We start from the raw sequence: 18,515 nt of genomic DNA, 5'->3' as shown, positions 1-18,515 counted from the left end.
CCATCATTAGATTTTGTAGTTGTCGAAACTGCTTTCCTCCTTCCCTTGGTCCTACTAATATGTACCAGGAAAGTCGCAGATGGTTTTATATTTAAAAAAAATTTTTTAATAATTTAACCCCTTAGGTGACACTATTTTCATTCTCCTAAGGGGTCAATATTTAATGGCGTAATCTTTTCACAATGCTGTTAAATTACTTACTGATTGATTTTATAAGCTTTTTCTTTTTACTACCTTTTACGCCTTTAACCTTGATGACAGCGTCTTTGTTAATTTTCTTGAAAGCTCCTTTACCTATTTTCAGGGATTTGTTTGCTTTTATGGTGACCTTTTTGAGTTTCTTACAACCCCTGAAGGCATTTTTTCCTATAGAAGTAACATTACTGCCAATCTTCACAGATTTTATTTTCTTATTGTTTTTGCAGGCATTTTTAGCTATAGATGTGACAGGATAAGTTGTACCATCCACTGTAACAACGTTCAGGGAAGCTTTCTTTTTTGAAGCGATTTTTGTTGCGCAGGCATTTCCATTAACATCAATGTAGTATGTAATATCATCAATAGTTACTGTCATTGGCAACTTAGCAGCATTATTTCCTACCGTACCTGATGCATCTTTTTTATCAGTATTTTCATCTGTAGGCATGTTTTTTGATGTGTTATCATCTGAGTTCTCTGCAGGCCTTACAATCGTTATCACATCAGAATTAGCATATTTATTCAAATCGCATGATGATGTTTTTAAAGTGACACTTTCTACATAATCTGAAAAAGTGTATTCATGTTCTGTTTTAGCCATACTACAATTGCAATAAGTTATTGAACGTTGGCCATATCCATATCTGAGAGTATGACCATATCCATCATCGGTCCAACTTATTTTCCATAATTTCTTTCCATTATTTTCATACCATTTTGCTGTTATTCCCGTTGGCTGTGGCATTCTCTCATTTAAATTTATCTCGTAACTTGCTATTCCATAATTGGATTTTTTCAAACAATAATCAATAGTTAATGTATGTGTCAGAGGTTCATCATCACATCCAATAACATAAAGAATTATCTTTCCAAGATTGTCGTAGTAGTTGAATAAACCTAAGTCATACTCATCAATTGTCTGATCCTTTTTCAGAGCTCCTAACTTATTATAATGAAAACAATTCTTTTTGCCCTTTTCATCTACGCTATATACCAATACATAATAGTTTCCATCACTAACAGTTTTGAAATGATATTTATCATTGATGCATTTCAGATCCTTAACAGGTTGAATTTTTTTCGCTGCTTTGGAATTAATGGATACACATCCAAATAAGACTATCACACACATAAGTGATGTGATAAAGAGTAAAAGATTCCCCAAGATTTTTTTCATTTTCATTTCCCCTGACTTTTCTATTCTGCACTATGGCAGGCTCCCTCATAGTCAATAATTATATCACAAGTCGATTATTATATTCATAAAGAAAAATCCACGGCATCTGCCGTGGATTTTTCTTTATAAAAGTGTTGGAAGCCCAGTATTTATCTGGGATTGAGGCACTTTTTCTGGTATAATAGAAGCATCAAAGTTGGGGATGGGGACAGCCTATATGATGACTTCTAATACTGAAAGAAAAAGAGAACAGCTACAGTTTGTTAGCATGGACGATCTTGTTCCAAAGGATCACATGCTAAGACTTATAGACACGGCAATTGACTGGTCATTCATTTATGATCTTGTTGAAGAGAAGTATTCTCCTGACATGGGCAGACCAAGTATGGATCCCGTCACGCTTATCAAAATCCCATTGATTCAGTATCTATACGGAATCAAGAGCATGAGACAGACCATCAAAGATATAGAAGTCAACGTTGCATACAGATGGTTTCTTGGTCTGGATCTTAATGAACCGGTTCCTCACTTTTCCACCTTCGGAAAGAATTACACTAGACGCTTTAAAGATACAAATCTATTTGAGCAGATATTCCAGCACATCCTTGAAGATTGTTATCGATTCAAACTTGTAGATCCAACTGCAGTGTTTGTCGATGCAACTCACGTTAAAGCCAGAGCTAATAATAGAAAGATGCAGCATAAGCTTGCAAAACAGGAAGCACTTTTCTATGAAGAAATGCTTAGGAAAGAGATAAACGAAGATCGAGCTGAACACGGGAAAAAGCCTCTGAAAGACAAGGATGATGACGACGATAAGGGAGCTGGTGGTCACGATGATTTCAGCGATTTCACAGACGACGTTCCAAAAGATACTAAGAAAGTAAGGTGCAGCACTACTGATCCTGAAAGTGGATGGTTCAGGAAAGGTGAGCACAAGAATGTATTCGCATATGGTATTGAAACAGCCTGTGACAAGAACGGATGGATCTTAGATTTCACTGTCAATCCGGGCAACGAACATGACAGCCGAACTTTCAAAGGACTTTACGATAAAATCAAGGATATCGGTGTAGAAACAATTGTTGCAGATGCTGGATACAAGACACCAGCCATTGCAAAGATGCTCATAGATGATGGCATTACGCCACTCCTTCCTTACAAAAGACCAATGACCAAGAAGGGGTTCTTCAAGAAGTCTGAGTATGCTTATGATGAATACAATGACTGCTATATATGCCCCAACAATCAGGTTTTGAATTATTCAACAACCAATCGAGATGGATACAGAGAATATAAGAGCTGTGGAACTGCATGTGAAAGCTGTCCATTCCTTGAGCAGTGTACGCATAGTAAGAATCACGTAAAAATAATCACCCGGCATATCTGGGAAGATTATATGGAGCAATGTGAGGATATCCGATGTACTCTTGGCATGAAAGATCTGTATTCTCACAGGAAAGAAACAATCGAAAGAATCTTTGGAACAGCCAAGGAAAACCATGGATTTAGATATACACAGATGTATGGTAAAGCGCGGATGGAGATGAAAGCGGCGCTTACATTTGCGTGTATGAATCTTAAAAAGCTTGCGAAAATCAAGCATGAATGGAGGTTAGAAATGGCCTGATCCAGGCTCCCTTCAAGCTCCTTTATTACAAAAAAGCCTGTTGAAATAGAAAAATGGTTTTGAGAACTCAGTTCTCAAAACCACTTTGTCTACAGTCTGAGGATTAACTTAAAGTTAATCCCATTTTTTCTCTCACCCCCCTCTCTGCATATGATAAAATGAAATGCGCTGTTCATCTTTGGGGATTTTCTTTTTTATTCTGTAACATTTCCCAATCTGAATTGTTATATATATGAATGACTAAAACGGGAGGAAAGTATGGAAAAGCAATTGCTATACAAACTGTACAGCACATATCATCATGAGCTTTTTCTGTACCTGTACTCTCTTTGCCACGACCGGGAGCTGGCGGAGGACATGACGCAGGAAGCTTTCCTGAAGGCGATACTTTCGCTCCCTGATGATCACTCCAATGTGAGGGCGTGGCTTTACATGGTTGGTCGGAATCTTCTGTTGAATGCGCTCTCGAAGCTGAACCGGATGGAACTGACGTCCGATTCGGATGATTTTGACCTTATAAAAAGTGAGAGCGTTCTGGATGAACTGATCCGGAATGAAAATAAGAAACTTTTATATGAAGCCATCAACCACCTGGATAAGACTAAGCGCGAGATACTGTGTATGCAGTACTTCTCAGGTTTTTCACAAAAAGAGATTGCGGCGCTGCTGAGGCTAACACCCGAAAATGTAAGGATCCAGGCATTCAGAGGCAAGAAACTGGTCAGAGATTACATGGAGCAAAAGGGCACCGGTTGTATGTAGACTTGGAGGATACGGAAACATGAAATATCGCGAATTGTTACAGGAATATAAAAACGGAAATCTTGATGAACAGGAAAAAATCGAAGTTGAAAAAGATATAGAAAAGTACGAAGCCATAAGCGACTACCTTTTTGAAAACTCGGAGATCCCCGGGATCGATGATGTACCGGAAGGCAGTACCGACACCATCAAGGTGCAGCCAGCTGATACCAGAGACATGGTTAAGGTTCATCCAGCTAATACCGCAGAAGATTTTGCCAAACTGATAAACCGCAGAATCCGCACGGCTTTCATAAAAGCAGGAATATGCACCGCTCTGGTCACCGCTGCGATCATTCTTTTTGTGATCTATGCACTTCCCAGGCTGGTTGACGCTCATTACTACAATCCCACCGAGACCATCGGTATTGATGAGTTTGGACAGAAAGTGAACAGGCTTACCGTGGATATAACAACATATTCTGAGGCGTTCATGCCTTCGAAGTACGTCTACAATGCCAATGCATATAGCAGGGGCTACGGAAAATATGATGTGACTTTCTATGATGGTGATGGCGGATATGCCGGCACAATTGACAAGGGGAATCTGCGGCTGTTCAATCCCAATGAGCTTTCGCCCAGGATCAACCTGATATTTAGGACAGATGACTCAGGGAAAAGTGTCTGCTTCCTTTCTAGTCCCGGCGGAATCAGATGGATAGAACCAGAAGGGCTGGATTCCTTAGAGGATCGCAGTTTTTACAATGCATCTGTTACACTAGACCACTCTATGCGATACGATGATTTTGTCAGCTGGTGCGAAGCAAACGACATCGTGCCGACGTGGTATGCGGTGTCCACATATTCAAATGATGGCAACCCTGAAAGCCTTCCGCTCAGATACACAGGCCTTGAAAAGAATAGCTACACCACGGACCGCTGCGTTGGCTTTGGAACTGACTACAGCATGTCACTTAGCTGTGGCCTGGAAAAATATCCGAATCTCATCTGGAATGAAGCCACCGTGGCTTCTGATGCAAGCGGTACAAGCTACCTTAACTACGACGTTGCGAAGGAGCATTTCCTTAGCATGCTGACTTATCTTAATGACAACTACAATTCAGTAAATCTGTTTCACGACAGCATTCCCGATCTGTGGGATTACAAGCAGTACGTTGCGAAAAACGGCCTTTACATCTATGGATTTGTTATCTGCGAGGATGGAGAAAAACTGCGTCAGATCGACGCGGTTGAAGACGTAGAATTTGTGTTGGCAGACGAGAAAGCACTGTATTGAAAAAATGGGGCTGTAAAAAAACTCCCCTAGAAAAAAATCGCTGAGGCCGTGAGGCTTCAGCGATTTTTTGATATAATTAATTATGCAACTAACTAAAAATATCAATGATAATTATACAGCTAGACAGCTGAAATTACCATTAGAAATCGAAATAATAGTTGATATATCTGATCCAGTATACACTTTTTGTGAAGTTATGGACCGCATCGACCTATCAAGATATTTTGTAGAGAAGGGCTACAGAACAGGTCGTCCAAGATGTGATGCTAAAAAGTTGCTTAAAGTTATACTGTTCGCATTTATGGAAAACGGAATTAATTCATTGAGAGATATGGAAAAACTTTGTCGTACTGACATCAGATATATGTATCTTCTCGATGGTATGCGTTCACCTTCTTTTGCCACTTTCGGCAACTTTATTCGCGATGAATTAACAACTACAATTGAGCAGATCTTTAATGACATCAATACTTATATCTTTGATAAGGCTTCTGTTGATTTGGAACATACTTATATCGATGGAACCAAACTTGAAGCTAATGCCAACAGATATACCTGGGTCTGGAAGAAGTCCTGCACTAAGAATACTTCAAAGGTATTTGAGAAGATAACTATTCTTATTGAAGATATGAATCGTGATGTCCTTGGATATCTTGGAATTAGATTTGAAACACGAGATGAGTATGCAATAGATTATGTTGAAGATCTGCTTGCCAAATACAAAGAACTTACAGGTCTTGATATTAATTCATTTGTATCAGGCAAAGGAAAACATAAGACCATACATCAGAGACAGTATCAGCAACTTGAAGAATATTTAGTTCGATTGAAGAATTATGCAAGGCACATTGAAATATGTGGTGATTACAGAAACAGTTATGCTAAGACAGACCATGACGCTACATTCATGAGAGTGAAAAGAGATTACATGGGCAATGATCAGCTACTGCCGGCTTATAATGTACAGGCAGCTGTGTGTGACGAATATATCGCCGTTATCGATGCTAAACCGTATGCATCAGATATGGAATGTTTTATTCCTCTTATGGAGAAATTTAATTCTATATATGGTCATTATCCTAAATATCCTGTTGCTGATGCTGGATATGGTTCATTTAACAATTACATTTACTGTGAAGAGCATGGCATGGAAAAATATATGAAGTTCACTATGTTTGAAAAAGAAACAAAGAACGATAAATATCATAACGATCCATATCGTGCAGTGAACTTCAAAAGGGATGAAGATGGCGATTTGGTCTGTCCTAATGGCAAGAAATTCATTTTTAAGAAGAATCGGCACGTCAAGGGGAACAAATACGGAAGAACCGAGGAAATATATGAGTGTGAGAACTGTGATGGCTGCCCAAACAGAGATGATTGCTTTAAGGGGAAAGGAAATCGATTCATTCAAATGAACAAAGAATTAAGTTCATTTCACGAAGAAGTAATCCATAACCTGGAGTCAATCCATGGAACATTGCTCTTTATGAACAGGAGCATACAGTCTGAAGGAACATTTGGGATAATTAAGTGGGATCGATCATACAAAAGACTGTTCCGACGGGGCAAAGAAAACGTTCTTTTAGAGCTTACCCTGATTTCCTGTGGTTTTAACCTGTATAAATATCATAACAAGAAACACAGAGCAGCCATTGCTGCTTAAAACATAACAATAACATTCAAGTCACATCAAGCCTGCCGTCGGCAGGCTTATAAGTCATCCCATCAAATGGGCAAAAGCTCGTCAAAACTGCAATTCTTTGCAAAAGATAAGGATGGTATCACCATTCGGTGAAACCATCCTTACTTTATGGCTGTTTTTTTACAGCCCCTTTTCGCATATTCTTTGTTCTTATCATTACTTGTTTGTTAGAAAAGCTGTTATTTCTTCTTGGGTTGGCATTACAGAAAGTGCACCTTTTCTGGTGGTTATAATAGATGCCGCAGCGTTTGCAAACGACAGGCATTCAAATAATCCGTCTTTTGTCAGATTATCAAGTCCGTTTCTGTGGATGTAATCTATGGCACAGGCACAGAAGGTATCGCCTGCTCCTGTAGTCTCTATAGTAGCAGGATTTCTGTACCCGTCTTTTTTGATCACCATATCTTTGTAAAGAGCTATACTTCCTTCAGGTCCAAGTGTGGCAAACACGATTGGAATACCAAAGTCTCTCTTTATTTTCCTTGCTCCTGCCTCTATATCCTTAAGGCCTGTAAAAAGCTCAATCTCATTATCTGAAATTTTCAGGATATCACAGTTTTCAAAGCCATATTTCATAGCATCTATTGCATCGTCTACGTTCTTCCATAAAGGTTCTCTGTAATTTGGATCAAAAGATATGACTGCTCCGCTCTCTTTAGCTATTGTAACAGCTCTGACAGTTGCCTCTTTTGCAGGTTCGTCTGTCATTGACAGTGTTCCAAGATGAAATACATCTGCATTCCTGATAAGATCAGCATTCTTCTCAACATCCTCTGCTGTCAGCATCATGTCTGCTCCGGGCTTTCTGTAAAAAGAAAAATCTCTGTCTCCATTTGGAAGCTTGTTTACAAATGCAAGGGTAGTATTTACCTCCTCGTCAAAGACAAGTCCGGTAGAGTCTATACCCTGCTTTTCAATTCTCTCTCTTAACATTCTCCCAAAAAAGTCGTTTCCAACCTTGCCGATAAAAGCTGTGCTGTTGCCTAAATTCTGAAGCATTGACAGCACATTACAGGGTGCTCCGCCTGGATTAGCCTCAAATAAAGGATTTTCCTGGTTGCTGTCTCCGCTTCCTGTAAAATCAATAAGCAACTCTCCCAGCGCAACTACATCTTTTTTCATAAGTTATTTCCTCTCAAGCTCATACATAGTAACATCCATCAGAAGTTCTCCAACTGCCTTAAAACTGATACCTTCAGCTCTGACATCTGTAAGGATTACCATAGACATTACCTGCTGTCCATTATTGATGAAGAGCTCCATGCTGTATCTGTCAAGAACAAGTCTAAGTGAAATCTCACCCTTATTTCCTGCAACCTTACATCTTCTCTGATGAACAATGGCTCTTCTGCTTCCTGAATGCTTTCTGTCTATCTTAACAATATTGTCAACAGGATCATATTCAATCGCTGAATAAGCCTTGCCATTATCAGCAAAACGAATTTCAAATTTTTTATATGAAAGTTCTGCCTGTGTAGATCTGACTCTTACTGTCATATCTACGCATCTGCCCTCAATACTTGAAAGTGAAGCACTATCAGAAATAAGTACATTCTGTCTGCTGATTCTTTTGCCGTAATAATTCTCTATCTCTCTGGCAGGCCACTGAATAAGTCTGTTATCCTTAATAGTTATTTCCCTTGGAATACTCATCTGGCCAAACCATGGGAAGTCATCGCGCCTGATTCCGCATGTATCCCAATTCTGCATCCAGCCGATCATGACTCTTCGTCCATCAGGAGTCTTGATTGTCTGTGGCGCATAAAAATCAATACCATAGTCAACAGCCTGACAGTTTTCTTCGCAGAATTCTCCATTTTCATCGATACTTCCTATCACACACAAGGTTCCGTTTCCGTTGTGGAACTCAAGCTCTTCAGGGAGCATATCCTGCGGGCTTGTGAGAAGGACCTGTTTACCATCGTGGTTAAAGTAATCAGGGCACTCCCACATTACACCGAATCTGTGGTTGTTCTTGATAACAGTCTTATCATAGGACCAGTTAATACCGTCATCACTTACATACTGAAGTATCTGTCCGTCCTTATCAATGGTCTTGTTGCCAACAACCATGTAATACTTGCCGTTTTCCTTCCACACCTTGGGATCTCTGAAGTCGAATTTTCCGGCTCCTTCAGGAAGGCTGTCTGCATTAATTACAGGGTTATTCTCGTATTTCTCATAATCAACACCATCACCTATAGCGATACATTGTGTCTGATACTCGCGGATTTCGCCGTTTTCATCCTCTTCTTTTCTAACGCCTGTATATACGAGAAGTTGCTTGCCGTCTTCCATCTCAATGGCACTTCCTGAAAAGCATCCAAACCCGTCATATTTTTCATCGGGCGCCATTGCGCAGGGAAGATACTTCCAGCTGATAAGGTCAGTACTTTCTGCATGTCCCCAGTGCATAGGTCCCCATACTGTCTCATAGGGATAATACTGGTAAAACATATGATATTTTCCCTTATAGATGCTAAAGCCGTTAGGATCGTTCATCCAGCCGCATCTGGGTGTTAAATGAAAGAGGGGACGCTGCTCCTCAGGTATCTTTGCTTCCTTTTTTACTTCATATTCTCTTGCTTTATTTAACTTATCACTCATAATATTCCTCATTTACCATAAATCTTTATATCACTTGCGTCTGCATTTTCCATATTCAGCTTCCAGGTAGCTCCAACTGCTGAATAAATGCGGTTTGACAGTGCCTTTTGCCCGTCTACATAGATAACCACTATGTCTTTTTCAACTACAACATCAACCTGATATTGTCTGCCTTCCTCCAGCTTCATAGCCTGATAGTTGGGAAAAGCATTGTATGAAATGTTGTCCTCTTTATTATTTACAGAGATCTTGTACTCTTCTCCCTTTTCAGTATTGGAAAATACGAGATCGCATATTCCATCTGCCTGCATCGTAAGTTTATAGCTTAAATGACAGGTATCGGGTACATCTCCCAAATCAAGTGAACTATCTGCAACTGCCTCAGATAGTATCTCCTTATTAAAATACTCATTATATTTCTCAGGCATGCACACCCCCAGTGTGCCATCCTGCAATTGTCTAAGCTCATATACCAGTACGCTTCCTGCCCATGTGTACATGAGGCCATCGCTTTCTCTCTTTTTGCGATCAAGAAAGCCGATCAGATATCTTTTGCCTTCGTACTCACATGTTTTTGCTGCATAGAAGCCATTGCCGTCAAATGTGTCAATCTCCGGTTTCTCCCAGGGTCCGAAAAAATCAGACGCTGTTCTGTAGTAAACTACATTGTTCCAGCTAAAGACGAGATAGTATTTATCTCCAAGCTTGAACACATCCGGACATTCCATAAAATAAAGTTCTTTGCTTGTATAAAAATCACCCTTAAAAGTCCAGTTCTCTAAATCCTGCGATTCATAATATATGATCGCACTTTCATCTTCTGCTTCTTTTCTGGCGCCAACCAGCATGATATAGCCGTCATCCATCTTAATAACCTGAGGATCACGGAAATCATTGGTACTGTAGCCATTAGGAGCATGAATTATTTCATCATAATTCTTCTCATATTTTTTGTTGTCTTTACTTGTTGCGTGCATTAAGCACTCTTTATCAAGTCCGTAGGTGTCATGATAGTCATTATGACCTGTGTAAAAACAGTGATATTTCCCACTGTCATCCCTGATAAAGGAACCCGTTCCTATAGCAAGATCCTGAACTTCAGAATCCTCTGCGAATTTCAGAACCTCTCCCTTATCTTCATATGTAGTAAAATCCTTGGTAAAAAACTGATGAAGCGGGTGATAACCTACGCCATTGTGATCAGTTTCATATAAATAATTCAGATATACGCCTTTATCAGTTGAAAGAGCCATTACATCCCCAACGTAGCTGTCCTCTGCTCTTGGGAAAAGGCATTGCTCGCCCTTTTTATCAGCGCATCCGGTTAATAAACATAACATAATACCAAATAAAGCTATTGTTCTTTTTTTCATCTCTTATAAAAGAGGGAGGAGATAACTCCTCCCTCACCTTTCGCTTATCAAGCTAATCCCATAAGATGTAACAATGTGTATTACTTGTAGAACTCATCAAGGTACTTCTGATAGATTGCAAGGTAATCCTCAAGACCATAAGCATTAACCTGCTTGATGTACTCATCCCAATCTGCATCTGTAAGGCCGTTCATAACGAAGTTACTTCTGCTGGAGTTGATGAAGCTGATAAGATCAGTCTGGATTGTTGTAAGCTTCTCTGTGTCATCAGCTGTCATGAATACGTTAGGATATACATACTCGCCGTGCATATCATCTGTGTAGTATTCCTTGATCCAGTCAAGACGATACTGAGCATCATCAGGGCATGTTACATATACACCATAGTACTCATCAAGGATTGCAAGAGGTCCGCCAACAGCCTCAGCCTCACGAACTTCTACAGGTGAAGCGTCGCCAAGAGGAGCGTGCTTAAGCATCTTCTCACCCTTATCGTTCTCAGAAAGCTCGAAGATATCGAACTCATCATCTTCACCATAGGTTCCCCAGTTGTTCTGAGGTGACTGGAAGGGATCATACATACGATCAAGCCATGCGCATACAAATGCAGGGTTGTCGCACTTAGCTGTAACTACGCATCTGCCGCGGTCAAAACCTGATGTGAATGAACCGTTCATAGGTGTTACGTTCTTGGTATCAGCCTGAAGAGCTGCAAGAGGCTCATAGTCCTCAAGGTTGTCGATGTTAGCAACGTCCCATGTGAAGCATACGCCGTATCTGTGAGATTTTCCCTTGGCAACGTATGTTGACCAATCCTGTGTGAAGCACTCGGGATCGATAAGTCCCTCATCATAGAGCTTATGAAGCCACTGCATACCTGACTTGAAGCCGTCCTGAGTAGCTGTGCAGATAACCTTCTTGTCATCTGTTACAGCGATGTGCTGTCCTATATCGTTATCACCATAACCTTCACCAAAACCATTGATAAGAAGGCTGGGATCCTGATCGTTCATGATGCATGACATAGGGATGATATCTCCCTCGATGCCAAACTCTGCCTGAAGCTCTGAAGCGTGATCCTTGAATGCTTTAAGTACTTCTTCGAACTCGTCTACTGTTGCAGGCTTCTCAAGTCCAAGGAAATCAAGCCACTTCTTGTTGATGTAAGTAAAGTTGTTACCTACTGTCTGGATAGCTGTCTTGTTGGAACCAAGCTGCTCGATCCAGGGAAGAGCCCAGATATGGCCCTCTGAATCCTCACACATTGTGCGATATTCAGGATACTTATCGAATACAGCCTTAAGATTAGGCATGTTTTTGTCAATATATTCTTCAACAGGAAGAATAACGCCCTGGTCTGCATATCTGATAAGATCAGAGTTACTGAATCCTGCATTGAATATGAAATCTGTAAGCATGTCCTTGTTAGCCATTGTCAGCTGAATCTTGTCTCCCCACTGATCGTTTGAAATAGCTGTCCAATCTACATGTACATTGGTCTCCTCTTCAAGTCTCTTGAAGATTGTTCTGTTGTTAGGCTCAGCCTCTGTTCCTGAAGGATAGCTGATTGTACCTGTGATAGTAACCTTCTCTTCAAGAGGGAAAGTGATGTTCTCAGCATCTACCTTAGCTGCACCACTGCCAGTTGAAGTCCCCTTGCCACAACCCGTGAGCGCACTTGCTGACATAGCAATGACAAGCGCTGTAGACAGTAACTTTGTTGTTTTCTTTTTCATTGTCCTCTCCTTTTCATTAGAAACTATTCAAACCTGTATAACAGGTGAATTAACGTTAGCCTTTAACTGAACCAACCATAATTCCCGAATCAAAATACTTCTGGAAGAACGGATACATAACTATCAAAGGCAAGCTTGAAATGATGATAGTTGCATATTTCAAAAGCTCTGCAAGCTGTGCTCTTTGTGCAGTACTCTGCATATCTGCGATCATACCCGGATCTGGCTCATTCTGAATAAGGATTGCTCTAAGAACGAGCTGCAAAGGCTGCTTACTTGCTGAATTCAGATAGATCATTGCATCGAAATAGCTATTCCACATTCCTACGAACTGCCAGAGGATAAGCACTGCGATAAGTGGTGTACATACAGGAAGCAATATTCTAAAGAAGAATGTAAGCTCATTAGCACCATCCACATCAGCTGCCTCTCTAAGCTCGCCGGGAACGCCCTTATAATAGGTTCTTGCTATGATCATGTTCCAAACACTAAATGACCCCGGAAGAATTACAGCCCACATGGAATCAAGAAGTCCCATGTTACTGATAAGAAGGTATGTAGGAATCAGTCCTCCGCCAAAGAACATTGTGATAATAAAGATTGCGTTAAAAAACTTCTTGCCTTTAAAATCATCTCTTGACATAGGATAAGCACACAAAAGAGTTATAAATACTGAAATTACTGCAAACAGTACGGAATAAAGAATCGCATTGAAAAATCCCGTCCATATCTGTGAGTTGGTCATAACTCTCTCATAAGCTGTCAGTGTCCACTTACTGAAATCAAAAACAATACCTTTATTCTGAAGTGTTATCGGATCCATAAATGAAGCAACGATGATATAAACCACAGGTCCGATTATAGCCAGCACGAAAGCTGCAAGAATGATATATCCTACAAGAAGGAATATTTTATCTCCAAGAGAAGCTCTTGCGAACTCGCTCTTTTTATTTGATGTCTTAATCATTTTCTTTTTCCCCTTATAATCCCTGTCCATCGTTAAGCTTCTCAACTATCTTGTTAACCGCAATGAGAAGTATTACGTTTACAATTGTATTAAAAAGTCCTACTGCTGTTGAATAACTGTAGTCACCATTCAAAAGACCCTTCTTATATACATAAGTAGCTATGATCTCGGATGATGCAAGGTTCATGTCAGACTGAAGTGCATACGCTTTTTCAAAACCGATACTCATGATGTTACCTGCCTGAAGAATGAACTGGATAACTACCATATCCTTGATGGCCGGCCACTCAACTGCCTTGATCTGTTGCCAGATGTTAGCTCCATCAATCTGTGCTGCTTCCTTAAGCTCCTTACTTGCATTGGAAAGAGCTGCTGTGTACATGATTGATGCCCAACCGGCTCCCTGCCAGATTCCGCTGACGATGTAGATCGGTCTGAACGCTTCCGGAATTGTAAGGAAGTTGATGTTCGTTCCAAGCATCATGTTAAGCGGTCCTGTAACTGAAAGAAGGATTCTGACCATACCGCAAAGTACGATGACTGAAATGAAGTTCGGCATGTACAGTACAAGCTGTATCTTCTGCTTGATCTTGCTGCTCGATACTCTGTTAAGAAGGAGTGCTAAGATAATCGGCATCGGGAAACCCCAGAGAAGACCAAATACACTAAGCTTCAATGTATTTATGAGATACTGCATAAAGTCCGGTGACGATAAAAACTGTTGGAAATATTTAAGACCTACCCATTCGCTTCCAAGTATTCCTTTAAACGGGTTGTACTTTTGGAATGCGATCAGAATTCCTCCCATAGGAAGATACCTGAAGACGATTGTAAGAAGTAGTGCCGGTCCTAAGAAGAACACGTAAAGCTGCCAATGCTGCTTAACATATACCAGGGTGTTATGCATCGAATTATCTTTTACCTTTGTGTTCATGTAGTCCCTCCCAAGTTTTACATTTGCATAATTCTCATTTGCATATGTAAAATATAGCACCCATATCTTCAGCTGTCAACATAATTATTTTACATTTGCACAATTAATATTTACATTTGACACTTTAATTTTTACATTTTATAATGATATAGGTGTCAAAAAGTCATAAATACCTACTATCTGGGGCACACCCATCTTTTGACACATTCATCTTTTATTTAGAAAGTGGAGACTACATTATGTCAGCAAAAGTCACCTTACAGGATATAGCAGATGCTCTTGGAGTATCCAGAAATACCGTATCCAAGGCTATAAATAACACCGGAGTTTTAGCTGAAGCTACCAGACAGAAAGTTTTAGAGAAGGCTATCGAAATGGGATACAAGCAATTTTCTTATGCCAATTCCATTTCAGACATTACAAATCCTTTCAGTTCCCAGCCCAAGGCTTCAGGAGAGATTGCTCTCTTTTCAGGCAATTTCCTTAATAATTCTCACTTTGCTTCTACCATGCTGGATAAATTTCAATATGAAATTTCTATGCTTGGCTATAGCCTGACAATGCACCGGGTTGATCATCAGAATATAGAGTCAAGAACTCTTCCTCTCTCATACAGACCGGATAACACCAAGGCTATTGTATGCATCGAAATGTTTGATCACTCCTATTGTGAAATGTTGTGCAGCCTAGGATTACCTGTTCTCATGATAGATGCTCCCGTTGCAAGCTACTGGAGACCATTAAACGCAGATGTTCTGCTCATGGATAATTTTTCCAATATATATACAGTCGTTAATGACATGAGCAAAAAGGGAATTACCAAGATAGGATTTGTAGGCCAGGTCACACATTGCCGTTCTTTCTACGAGCGATTCATAGCCTTTAGGGAGGCAATGTATATCAATAATCTGAACTTTGACGAAAAATATTGTCTTACAGAGGTTCATCCTCACGGATTAGAATATAGAGAATACTTATTCGAAGCTCTTACGAAGATTCAAGAAATGCCCGAACTCTTTATTTGTGCCAACGATTTTGTAGCTCTCGATCTGATATCCGGCCTCAAGAGAATGGGAATAGAATGTCCACGTGATATCAAGATATTCGGTTTTGATGATTCCCCCGAGTCCAAGATCATGTCTCCTTCTCTCTCAACCAGCCACATACACAGCCAGATAATCGGTTATTCAGCTGCCAACCTTATAATCTCAAGGATTGAGCAGCCTGATCTCAATTACAGGATAACCTATACAGAGACTGATCTAATTTACAGAGAATCAACACAGATGTAATAAAATGAAAGAAAGAATGTCGCTTGCGACATTCTCGCGCCGTTGCAAGATGTCCGGGGGACATCTGCTTTGCAACGACCGAAGTGGAACGTAGACGCGATTGCTGAAGGCAACATATTCCTATCGCGCGATGTGCAGATCACTTGGCGAGGTTTTTTCGAGCCTAGTGAAATGTCATACACAGTAGTGCGCATCCATAGCGGAGCGCTTTTTATGATATAGGAATTTTTGAGAAATTTCCTATTAAATAAAAAAAGCATGTATTTTCATTACCAAAACACATGCTTCTATGATATCACAACATCAAATACCTGTTGCCCTACAGAACACTGCCCTTAATTATCTATATAATCCTATTCTTTATATCTAAGATTACCATTCTGCAGAACATCAAATTTACCGGCATACATTTCATCAATGACCTGTTCGCAAGGCACTCTGCAATATCGCATTTCTTTTGATGTGTCATGAACCCTAAAAGTGGTCTGTTTGTTCTTCCGGCTTTCTTCAAGATACGAGTCCAAATACGGCTGCGCCTCTTCTCTTGTCATGTTAGCATCCACATTAAGCCGCATAAACGATGATAAGACACTGATGCACCTTGCACCTCCAAGACTTACTATGCCATTTCGAGCATTTCTATCATCCGAACAAAAGACATATATCTGCTCGCCAAGCTTTGTACTAAGCATCTGAAGAAGGACATAGCTTTTAAGCTCTCCAAGATTATTACCTGGTCCTATATCGTCACAGTCTTCCGAAAGCTCCTTCAAAAACTGTTCTTTTGTAGTCTTAGAATAATTGACACCCTGAATTCTCTTAAACTGTTCTTCAAAATATCCGCTTCTATATGCCTCGCACCCATTTTTCAACATGTTAGAATACATGGCCACTGCTGAATCCGAGTATATAGCCTTTAGTTCATCAACAATCTCTTCGTCCGTAATACAATGAACCACTCCAGATGATATCTTTTTCTCAAGCCACTCAGGAGAGCCTGCAATATTATGTCTTTGGAGTTCTGTTTTTATCTGTTCATGACAATAGAAGCGATACCCCGGCATCTCCGTTATACGATCAATCAGCTTATTCTCTTCATCCTTACGGATCAAATGCGTCTTGGAAATAAAATCAGTATCAAGAAGAGCATATTTCTCTTTCATCAAATGCCCACCTCTTAGCCTTCCGCGAGAAAGTCCTTTCTGATTTTTTCCAAGTACTCCATATCCGATTTCTCACGGCTTTCGGTCAGAAGTTCCTGTTCTTTGTTGTACTCCATATCATCAAGGAGACTTCCAAGATATGAAAGGTCCTTACTGTTTTGTTGCCATTTTAAAGCTTTACCCGTAAGTTTAATCCTTTCTGAAACATAATCAGAGTCACATTCCAGTAGTTCTTTGGCTTTACTATTTGAAATATCATGGTTCTCAACAAGTCTCAGTACCACCGCCTTGTACGGAAGTGCAAACAATTCCATCAAGATAAGGACATCATCAACAGATATCTTATCCGCAGCAATACCATATAGTTTAATCTGCTCATCCAATATTCCGTCAGGCATCAGGAGTAATCCGGCAAAAGCGTTTGCCTCAAGATCCTCCTGAGATTTCGCAGTATCATCCGCAGTTTTTGAATCCAATAATGAGCCACTTGCTATGGTACTGGGGTCTATATCTTCAGCATAGCAGTGAATGTGGTACAGCTCATGAGCAACAGCAAATATCTGTTTACAAAGAGCCAAGCCAGAATTGACGCAAAGAAATATTGTTCCCTTTTTTACAAAGGTAAATGCCCATAATTCATCATCCTTAAAAGGATATCTGAGCACTTCCAGCGTTAATTCCCTTTTTCTGGCATAGTTTTCAGCAATGCTAAATATGGAATCACGGATAATCGTGCTTCCACAATAATTTACAGAAAAAGCTTTTGACAAAGCATTCATGCTCTCAAACTGTTTAGGCTGCTTGCCAAACAGGCTTTCTTCCAATATATTCCCCATTAGTCATTCCCCCAAGGCTGCATCATGGCATTTCCATTTTCACGTACTCTCTTGTGGAAAAGAATCATATCTGAAAGTTCATCAGCTATTTTCAGTGCCTGTCTTGCCTCTTCAGACTGAACTTTGCCCATAAAAGCATGGACAATATCAGTATCCTCGTATCCAGGGGTTATCCTTGTTAGCTCCTCCATCCTTACGCCAAGATATTCAGCTATAGACTTAAGTTCAATGGCATTAATCATGCGTGCACCATTCAGCATCTTATTCACCGTCTGCTTATTTGTCCCAAGTGCTTCTGCAAGATCTGTCTGTTTTTTATTCTGTTTCTTAAGCAGTGCAAGTATATTGCCTGCAATCATCATATTCATATCAACCATGAAAAGTGTTCCTCCTGTCGTTTGCATGTAATAGGTTTTTACACTTATATCGTATAACTGCCCCTTAATCAAGTCAACATATTCTTTACCGATTATTCATCGTTTTCAAAATAGTATATTATAAAGTTACTATTCCTCCTTCAGCCATTGCTGACTGTATCTCAGGCAGTTTGCCTCTTCTTCTGGCATATCGGAACATTTTATTATTATCAAGATGGTATTTTTCATAAGCTATCCGGAGCGCTTCAGGATACTCACTCTTACTGAACATATACATAAGTGACTGATAGGAGTTATCTGACCGCCATGCGGCTGATCAAAATCATCTACCTCACACATCCCTGAAAAAATAAGGGGCTGGCGCTCTAGATGATTGATCATCTAGGCGATGCCCCTCTAACTATAAGTGCTTTCTTTTCAGCTTGCGCCTAACTGGCTCGCGGTTGTCACACTAAACCCGCCCATAGACTCCCTGTATCCCC

At 40.1% G+C, this 18,515-nt stretch carries 15 protein-coding genes and 1 pseudogene; 5 read left to right on the top strand and 11 right to left on the bottom strand.

The window, feature by feature from the left end:
- Positions 1-193 precede the first annotated feature (193 nt).
- The gene (locus tag G630_RS0107405) at positions 194-1,375 is read right to left on the bottom strand and encodes a leucine-rich repeat protein (protein ID WP_026498203.1); all 1,182 of its coding nucleotides are present in this window, start codon (positions 1,373-1,375) and stop codon (positions 194-196) included.
- A gap of 217 nt (positions 1,376-1,592) precedes the next feature.
- Between G630_RS0107405 and G630_RS21125 the strand changes: the two are divergent.
- From G630_RS21125 to G630_RS0107385, 4 genes and pseudogenes are all read left to right on the top strand, one after another.
- A pseudogene (locus tag G630_RS21125) lies at positions 1,593-3,112 on the top strand (IS1182 family transposase).
- A gap of 151 nt (positions 3,113-3,263) precedes the next feature.
- On the top strand, positions 3,264-3,767 hold the full coding sequence (locus tag G630_RS0107395; RefSeq protein WP_026498202.1) for an RNA polymerase sigma factor: 504 nt from the start codon (positions 3,264-3,266) through the stop codon (positions 3,765-3,767).
- A gap of 19 nt (positions 3,768-3,786) precedes the next feature.
- Positions 3,787-5,043 carry an anti sigma factor C-terminal domain-containing protein gene (locus G630_RS0107390; protein ID WP_026498201.1) on the top strand — a complete coding sequence of 419 codons (1,257 nt, stop codon included), beginning with the start codon at positions 3,787-3,789 and terminating at the stop codon, positions 5,041-5,043.
- Between the two features lie 82 nt (positions 5,044-5,125).
- Positions 5,126-6,709: a transposase gene (locus G630_RS0107385; protein WP_026498200.1), complete on the top strand. Its 1,584-nt coding sequence runs from the start codon at positions 5,126-5,128 to the stop codon at positions 6,707-6,709.
- A gap of 195 nt (positions 6,710-6,904) precedes the next feature.
- On the opposite strand, the gene G630_RS0107380 is transcribed toward G630_RS0107385, so the two are convergent.
- The 6 genes from G630_RS0107380 to G630_RS0107355 all read right to left on the bottom strand — a co-directional run bounded on the left by G630_RS0107380 (position 6,905) and on the right by G630_RS0107355 (position 14,365).
- Positions 6,905-7,870, bottom strand: coding sequence for a carbohydrate kinase family protein (locus tag G630_RS0107380; RefSeq protein WP_022763185.1), 966 nt, complete (start codon positions 7,868-7,870; stop codon positions 6,905-6,907).
- 3 nt (positions 7,871-7,873) lie between these two features.
- Positions 7,874-9,355 (bottom strand): glycoside hydrolase family 32 protein, encoded by a 1,482-nt coding sequence (locus G630_RS0107375; RefSeq protein WP_044958913.1) that lies wholly within the window; start codon positions 9,353-9,355, stop codon positions 7,874-7,876.
- 8 nt (positions 9,356-9,363) lie between these two features.
- Positions 9,364-10,695, bottom strand: a complete 1,332-nt coding sequence (locus G630_RS0107370; RefSeq protein ID WP_196805768.1) for a family 43 glycosylhydrolase — start codon at positions 10,693-10,695, stop codon at positions 9,364-9,366.
- A 113-nt stretch (positions 10,696-10,808) separates the two neighbouring features.
- Positions 10,809-12,464 (bottom strand): ABC transporter substrate-binding protein, encoded by a 1,656-nt coding sequence (locus G630_RS0107365; protein ID WP_026498197.1) that lies wholly within the window; start codon positions 12,462-12,464, stop codon positions 10,809-10,811.
- Between the two features lie 55 nt (positions 12,465-12,519).
- Positions 12,520-13,431 (bottom strand): carbohydrate ABC transporter permease, encoded by a 912-nt coding sequence (locus G630_RS0107360; protein WP_026498196.1) that lies wholly within the window; start codon positions 13,429-13,431, stop codon positions 12,520-12,522.
- Positions 13,432-13,444: 13 nt separating this feature from the next.
- Positions 13,445-14,365: an ABC transporter permease gene (locus G630_RS0107355; protein WP_026498195.1), complete on the bottom strand. Its 921-nt coding sequence runs from the start codon at positions 14,363-14,365 to the stop codon at positions 13,445-13,447.
- 239 nt (positions 14,366-14,604) lie between these two features.
- Between G630_RS0107355 and G630_RS0107350 the strand changes: the two genes are divergently transcribed.
- Entirely contained in the window at positions 14,605-15,657 is a 1,053-nt protein-coding gene (locus G630_RS0107350; RefSeq protein ID WP_026498194.1) for a LacI family DNA-binding transcriptional regulator, read from the top strand.
- 353 nt (positions 15,658-16,010) lie between these two features.
- Here the strand turns inward: G630_RS0107350 and G630_RS0107345 are convergent, their stop codons facing one another.
- The 4 genes from G630_RS0107345 to G630_RS25015 form a co-directional block, all read right to left on the bottom strand.
- Positions 16,011-16,820 carry a hypothetical protein gene (locus G630_RS0107345; protein WP_022763192.1) on the bottom strand — a complete coding sequence of 270 codons (810 nt, stop codon included), beginning with the start codon at positions 16,818-16,820 and terminating at the stop codon, positions 16,011-16,013.
- 14 nt (positions 16,821-16,834) lie between these two features.
- Positions 16,835-17,656, bottom strand: a complete 822-nt coding sequence (locus G630_RS0107340) for an ImmA/IrrE family metallo-endopeptidase (RefSeq protein WP_026498193.1) — start codon at positions 17,654-17,656, stop codon at positions 16,835-16,837.
- Positions 17,656-18,033: a helix-turn-helix domain-containing protein gene (locus G630_RS0107335; protein ID WP_022763194.1), complete on the bottom strand. Its 378-nt coding sequence runs from the start codon at positions 18,031-18,033 to the stop codon at positions 17,656-17,658. The genes G630_RS0107340 and G630_RS0107335 overlap by 1 nt, the downstream gene beginning before the upstream one ends.
- 118 nt (positions 18,034-18,151) lie before the next feature.
- Positions 18,152-18,310: a DUF6577 family protein gene (locus tag G630_RS25015; RefSeq protein ID WP_022763195.1), complete on the bottom strand. Its 159-nt coding sequence runs from the start codon at positions 18,308-18,310 to the stop codon at positions 18,152-18,154.
- Positions 18,311-18,515 lie beyond the last annotated feature (205 nt).

The organism is Butyrivibrio sp. WCD2001 (assembly GCF_000424485.1).
Classification (GTDB): Bacteria; Bacillota; Clostridia; order Lachnospirales; family Lachnospiraceae; genus Butyrivibrio.
The sequence above is the reverse complement of the archived record's forward strand: the minus strand, read 5'-3'. Positions and strand labels throughout refer to the sequence as shown.

What these genes read in the sequence shown, in the direction of transcription:
- G630_RS0107340 (WP_026498193.1), bottom strand. Translation starts at nt 17,656, where the DNA reads ATGGGGAATATATTGGAAGAAAGCCTGTTTGGCAAGCAGCCTAAACAG.
- G630_RS0107345 (WP_022763192.1), bottom strand. Translation starts at nt 16,820, where the DNA reads ATGAAAGAGAAATATGCTCTTCTTGATACTGATTTTATTTCCAAGACG.
- G630_RS0107405 (WP_026498203.1), bottom strand. Translation starts at nt 1,375, where the DNA reads ATGAAAAAAATCTTGGGGAATCTTTTACTCTTTATCACATCACTTATG.
- G630_RS0107385 (WP_026498200.1), top strand. Translation starts at nt 5,126, where the DNA reads ATGCAACTAACTAAAAATATCAATGATAATTATACAGCTAGACAGCTG.
- G630_RS0107395 (WP_026498202.1), top strand. Translation starts at nt 3,264, where the DNA reads ATGGAAAAGCAATTGCTATACAAACTGTACAGCACATATCATCATGAG.
- G630_RS0107370 (WP_196805768.1), bottom strand. Translation starts at nt 10,695, where the DNA reads ATGTTATGTTTATTAACCGGATGCGCTGATAAAAAGGGCGAGCAATGC.
- G630_RS0107355 (WP_026498195.1), bottom strand. Translation starts at nt 14,365, where the DNA reads ATGAACACAAAGGTAAAAGATAATTCGATGCATAACACCCTGGTATAT.
- G630_RS0107365 (WP_026498197.1), bottom strand. Translation starts at nt 12,464, where the DNA reads ATGAAAAAGAAAACAACAAAGTTACTGTCTACAGCGCTTGTCATTGCT.
- G630_RS0107335 (WP_022763194.1), bottom strand. Translation starts at nt 18,033, where the DNA reads ATGGTTGATATGAATATGATGATTGCAGGCAATATACTTGCACTGCTT.
- G630_RS0107390 (WP_026498201.1), top strand. Translation starts at nt 3,787, where the DNA reads ATGAAATATCGCGAATTGTTACAGGAATATAAAAACGGAAATCTTGAT.
- G630_RS25015 (WP_022763195.1), bottom strand. Translation starts at nt 18,310, where the DNA reads ATGTATATGTTCAGTAAGAGTGAGTATCCTGAAGCGCTCCGGATAGCT.
- G630_RS0107375 (WP_044958913.1), bottom strand. Translation starts at nt 9,355, where the DNA reads ATGAGTGATAAGTTAAATAAAGCAAGAGAATATGAAGTAAAAAAGGAA.
- G630_RS0107350 (WP_026498194.1), top strand. Translation starts at nt 14,605, where the DNA reads ATGTCAGCAAAAGTCACCTTACAGGATATAGCAGATGCTCTTGGAGTA.
- G630_RS0107360 (WP_026498196.1), bottom strand. Translation starts at nt 13,431, where the DNA reads ATGATTAAGACATCAAATAAAAAGAGCGAGTTCGCAAGAGCTTCTCTT.
- G630_RS0107380 (WP_022763185.1), bottom strand. Translation starts at nt 7,870, where the DNA reads ATGAAAAAAGATGTAGTTGCGCTGGGAGAGTTGCTTATTGATTTTACA.